The following is a 4,461-nucleotide window of genomic DNA, read 5'->3' as shown; positions in this document are numbered from 1 at the left end:
AGCGTGGCCGCTATGGGGTAAGCCGCCTCTTCCAGCGTGACCCGGTTCAACATCTCAACGGCAAAATCCTCCTGGTTGTAATCCGCCAAGTACGCTTCCGTCGGTTCTTCGATGCCGCTCAGGCCGTAGAACATCATGGTGTAGGTGGCGGAACTGAGGATGATGATGAAGCCGATGGCAACCAGCTGCATCCATTTTTTCCGCAAGGTTTTGATGACATTTTTCAGCAGCATGATCCGCACCTCCCCCTATCCCCAAGAGATGTCCTGGGCATTCTTTTTGACTTTGTTGAGGGTGACTTCCGTGATTTGACCGGAGTTCATCTTGATGACCTTGTCCGCCATTTCGGCGATGCCCAGGTTATGGGTGATCACGATGACGGTCTTGTTGTAATCCTCGTTCAGATTCTGCAGCAGATGCAGAATCTTTTTTGAATTTTCTTCATCCAGCGAGCCGGTGGGTTCGTCGCAGAAAATGATGTCGGGATTCTTCGCCAAGCTCCTGACGATCGAAACCCGTTGCTGCTCCCCGCCGGAGAGTTGACTGGGATATTTGTTGCGGGCTTTTTCCAGACCGACCTTTTCGAGCAGCTCGCCTATGTCAAGCGGAGCAGTGCCGATATCCGAGCCAATCTGGATGTTCTCGTAGACGTTCAGATTCTGCAGCAGGTTATATTGCTGGAAGATGAAGCCCAGATGTTTCCTTCTGAAGGCGGTCATCTCCTCTTCATCAAGGTTTGTCAGCGTTTCGCCCCTGAAGGTGATTTCACCCGAAGTGACGGTGTCCAAGCCGCTGATGACATTCAGCAGGGTGCTCTTGCCGCTGCCGCTGGGGCCGAGGATGACGACAAATTCGCCTTCTTCGATGGTGAGGTTGACGTCCTTCAGGGCGTATGTTTCCACATCTCCGGTCTTGTAAGTTTTCGTCACGTTGGTCATCGTAATCACCGCATCCACCCTCTTCTGAAATCGCTTCAATCACTACAAGTATATTTGTATCGGGAAATTTTGTCAAAAAATTGAGAATGAAAAATTCTTTGCTGAAATAGGAGATACCCAAAAAGATGAATTATCCAGAATGGTTTTGTATGCGCTGACAATATCTTCACGTATGCATCAGCCGATATGGTAAAATTGAGATACCGAAACGATGGAATCAACTGGATTATCCGGAAATTGCGCGAGGGGGTCTTCTTTATGGGGAAATTGAAAGCTATCATATTCAAATCAAAAAAATCGATCATTGTCACGGCGGTCCTTCTGCTGACTTTGTTGGTGGGCGGGGGTACTGCCTACTGGTGGTATCAGAATGCCCAGGTCCAGGAAGTGTCGGTGCATACGGCCTGGAAAGGGCAATTGGCTAAGTATGTGCCGATAACCGGCGACATCGAAGCCAGCAGCAGGAGCAGCCTTTTTCCCTCGCCCACAGCCAAGATTGTCGAAGTGTTGGCGGAGGAAGGGCAGGCAGTCAAGAAAGGCGATGTGCTGGCGAGGATCGATGCGACCGAGTACCGCACCCAATTGGATAAGCAGGCCATCAATCTTGCGAATGCAGAGGCGACGCTGGCCTATCTTTCCGGGAGCAGCGCTGAAATGGACAAGGCATCCTCCCAGAATGCGGTGAGCCAAGCGGGGATTGCGCTGGAAACTGCCCAATCCAATTACAGTGCGGCGCAAGGGAATCTGGATGACATCAATACGCTCAATGCGAATGCTATCAGCCAGGCGAACTTAGCCTTGGAGAACGCCCAGTCGAATTATGCCGCCGCCGTATCGAATCTGTCGGCGCGGGGAACGCTTTACGACAATGCAGTTAGCCAAGCTCAAATAGCCCTGGAGAGCGCCCAATCGAACGCTGCCGCTTTAGCGGATAAACTGCATAACGTCGAAATAGCCAACGCGAATGCGGTCGGCCAAGCCGAACTGACTTTGGAAAATGCCAAGGCGCATTACTGGATCGCAAAAAAGAATCTGGATGATCTGGATAATGCCCTGCATGAAGCCGAATGTGCGTTGGATACTGCGAAAGCAACCTATGAGAGCGCGAAACTGAATCTGGATATCGTCAAAGCTTTGTATGATGCCGATCCGATCTTATATGCCTTGGACTATCAGTTGGCGCAGCAAGCTGTCGCCGCTGCCGAAACGGCGGTGTGGAACGCTGAACTGGCTTTGGATAGCGCTGAAATGGGCTATCAAGCCGGCTATGCTGCGGCGAAATTGGCAGTGATCGATGCTGAAACGGCTGTCCGCAGCGCGGAAATTGCGCTTTCGAATGCCGAAAACGCAGCCGACGCTGAATATGCTGCAGCCGCAAAAGCGGTTTCGGACAGCGAAGCAGCTGTGAGCAACGCGGAAATCGCTCTTTCGAACGCTGAGAGCGCGGGCTCTCTTGAATATGCAGCAGCTGAAAAAGCCGTCAGCGACAGCGAAACCGCTGTCAGTAATGCGGAAATCAGTGTTTCAAATGCCAGAAGCGGCGCTGCCGTAAAGTATGAGGCGGCAATCAAGGCGATCAGCGATGGCGAAAAAGCCGTCCGGAGCGCCGGAATCGCTCTTTCGAATCTGAACACCACGGCAACCTTTTCAAGCGCAACAGCGGAGGAAAGGGTCTCGAATCAGGCCGACCAGATTGCTCTCCTGAAAACAGACATCGCCTATTTGAACAAAAAAATCGAGGAGAGCGAATTGAAGGCCAATGTCGACGGTATCGTGACGAAGATAGACGTCGTGGCGAACGAATATCCTCAGGTCGGGGATGCCATCATCGTCGATGGGGCGACCGAATATGTGATCAGTTTGGCTGTCAGCCAGTTTGACAGCGTAAATATGCGGGTAGGCCAGAAGGCGACAATCAAGGTGAAAGGGGTCGCTGCGGAATACGAAGGAGTTGTCTCGGAAATCGGCCAATCGGCGGAAAAATCCGCGACATCCGCAGACCAGGATGCGAAAGTTACGGTAAAAATCACGATCACCGATCCTGACGAAAACATCAAGGTAGGCTATGAAGCCGATGCGGAAATCATCACGATCGAAAGGCTTGATGCTCTGCGCGTGAACTATGAGGCTGTCCAAATCGAAGTGGAATCTGGAAAAGCGTATGTATATGTTGTGGACAGTGGAAACCGAGTCGAAAAAAGGTACATCGAAACCGGGCTGGAAACAGAATATGACATCGAAGTAGTGGATGGTCTGGTGGAAGGGGAACGATATGTCGCTGATCCGAACAAGGATCTTGTGGCCGGTGTCAAGGTAAAGGACAGCGGTGAAGCCGATTGACGGACGTTCCTGAAGAGATACTGAGATTTTGGAGTAGGGGAGCAGAAATCGGGAGCTCCTCTGCTTTGCATGCTTTGGACAATACCTATTCAGGACAATCGAGATAGCGTATAATGGAAGAACGGAATCAGGCAAAGCGCAATCTGCCTGAGGAGTGGATCAACACTACTAATAATGATCAGAAAGAGGATTTTACCATGTCGAAGTTAGGTTTGCAGCTCAGCCCGGCAGACAGCGAAAGCAAATGTTGGGTGGCGGAAATTACCGGTGCGGACGAAGTGTACATTTTAAAAAGGGATTTCATCCCAGCCGAACCGGAAGGCGGATGGGTCCTCTACGATGGTTGGTACCAATTGAACGGGGCAGTGCCCGGTGTTACGGAATTTAAAAAAGAATATATCCGCATCAAGGACGGAAAAGTCAGAAGGAACCTTCCATTCCGGGAACTCGTCGAAAGCCTGGATGAAATAAAAGCCGGTGAAGGCCCACGTGTCGAAAGGATGCGCAAGGAAATCATCGCCATTTTGGATGAAATAAAAGAAGCTGCCTACTGTGAGCCAGTAGTAGAAGGCATCGAAAAGCAAAAGGAAGACCTTGATATGGCGGATGAGCCGGATCAGATCAAAAATGCGCTCTACATGCTGAAAAAACAAAAACAATCCTACATCCAGCAGTACCGAAAGATGTTCAACCTATAAGAATCGGAATTATTCGGAATGAAAACAATAAAAATGCATGAAAACAATCATGTTTCCGGTATAATCTTAATTAAATGAAAAAAATGGAAGGCGGTGGAAGCATGATCAGAAAAGCAACGCCAGCCGATCTGCCCGCAATCATGGAAATCATCAATGAGGCGAAAGTCACGCTAAAGGCGTCCGGCATCGATCAATGGCAAAAAGGGTATCCGAACGAAGCAGTCATTCTTCAGGATATCAACGGAGGCTATAGCTATGTCTATTTGCGGGAGGGCGTTCCGGGGGCAACTTTTGCGTTTTTTTACGGTGAGGACCCTACCTATAAAGTCATCACCGAAGGCCAATGGCTGACAGATAATCCTTACAGTGTCATCCATCGCATCACGATCAAAGACGCATTCCGTGGCCAGGGCGTTCTTGGGGAAATCGTGGAATGGGCTGCGGATGAATCGCGTAAAAAAGGCTACGCCAGCATGCGCATCGAT

General features: G+C 50.2%; 5 protein-coding genes. 3 read left to right on the top strand and 2 right to left on the bottom strand.

The genetic code is table 11. The annotated features are described in order from the left end of the window. Both WBV27_RS06165 and WBV27_RS06160 read right to left on the bottom strand, forming a co-directional pair. A partial coding sequence (locus WBV27_RS06165) for a hypothetical protein (protein ID WP_424200356.1) occupies positions 1-233 on the bottom strand: 233 nt, incomplete at its 3' end. A gap of 15 nt (positions 234-248) precedes the next feature. After that, positions 249-938 carry an ABC transporter ATP-binding protein gene (locus tag WBV27_RS06160; RefSeq protein WP_424200358.1) on the bottom strand — a complete coding sequence of 230 codons (690 nt, stop codon included), beginning with the start codon at positions 936-938 and terminating at the stop codon, positions 249-251. A 258-nt stretch (positions 939-1,196) separates the two neighbouring features. Here WBV27_RS06160 and WBV27_RS06155 point away from each other — a divergent pair, with 258 nt between their 5' ends. From WBV27_RS06155 to WBV27_RS06145, 3 genes are all read left to right on the top strand, one after another. Next, on the top strand, positions 1,197-3,278 hold the full coding sequence (locus tag WBV27_RS06155; RefSeq protein ID WP_424200354.1) for a biotin/lipoyl-binding protein: 2,082 nt from the start codon (positions 1,197-1,199) through the stop codon (positions 3,276-3,278). A gap of 197 nt (positions 3,279-3,475) precedes the next feature. After that, on the top strand, positions 3,476-3,976 hold the full coding sequence (locus WBV27_RS06150) for a hypothetical protein (RefSeq protein ID WP_108033733.1): 501 nt from the start codon (positions 3,476-3,478) through the stop codon (positions 3,974-3,976). 101 nt (positions 3,977-4,077) lie between these two features. Beyond that, positions 4,078-4,461, top strand: a 384-nt coding sequence (locus WBV27_RS06145) for an N-acetyltransferase family protein (protein ID WP_424200352.1), incomplete at its 3' end; no start/stop codon positions are given.

This window comes from Trichococcus sp. (assembly GCF_049589555.1).
GTDB lineage: Bacteria > Bacillota > Bacilli > Lactobacillales > Aerococcaceae > Trichococcus.
The sequence above is the reverse complement of the archived record's forward strand: the minus strand, read 5'-3'. Positions and strand labels throughout refer to the sequence as shown.